This is a genomic window from Herbaspirillum chlorophenolicum, assembly GCF_001189955.1.
GTDB lineage: Bacteria > Pseudomonadota > Gammaproteobacteria > Burkholderiales > Burkholderiaceae_D > Herbaspirillum > Herbaspirillum chlorophenolicum.
Genome location: NZ_LFLT01000177.1, coordinates 1 through 352 on the forward strand (window position 1 = coordinate 1; position 352 = coordinate 352).

General features: G+C 58.8%; 1 protein-coding gene. It reads right to left on the bottom strand.

The features are described 5' to 3' along the window. On the bottom strand, nt 1–304 hold a 304-nt coding region (locus AKL28_RS25245; RefSeq protein ID WP_231602693.1), incomplete at its 3' end, for a hypothetical protein. Nucleotides 305–352: the final 48 nt, after the last annotated feature.

Genomic DNA, 352 nt, shown 5'->3' on the forward strand with positions numbered 1-352 from the left:
CCCACGAGAGCGGGAGAAAAAATGGGAAGGACAGAGTCGCTTCGCTCCGACTGTCCTTCTTTTTCCATTTTTTCTCCCGCTCTCGTGGCTGGGCAGAAGCGGACGTCTTATCCGGCTCGCCTACGGCATCGCGATGCTTGCAGCTGGCTTGGTTCAAAGAATGGAACCAACGCGCAACCACCCTACCCATCCCGATGGCGAAGCCGAGGCAGTTGGGTTTTCTCCCCTTGTGGGCCAGCCGTTGGAGCGCCATGAAAAATGGATCAGCAAGGCAGTCGGAGCGCAGCGACTCTGCCTTGCCCATTTTTCATGGCGCTCCAACGGGTACCCCGAAGGGGCTGGCACTTAGGGG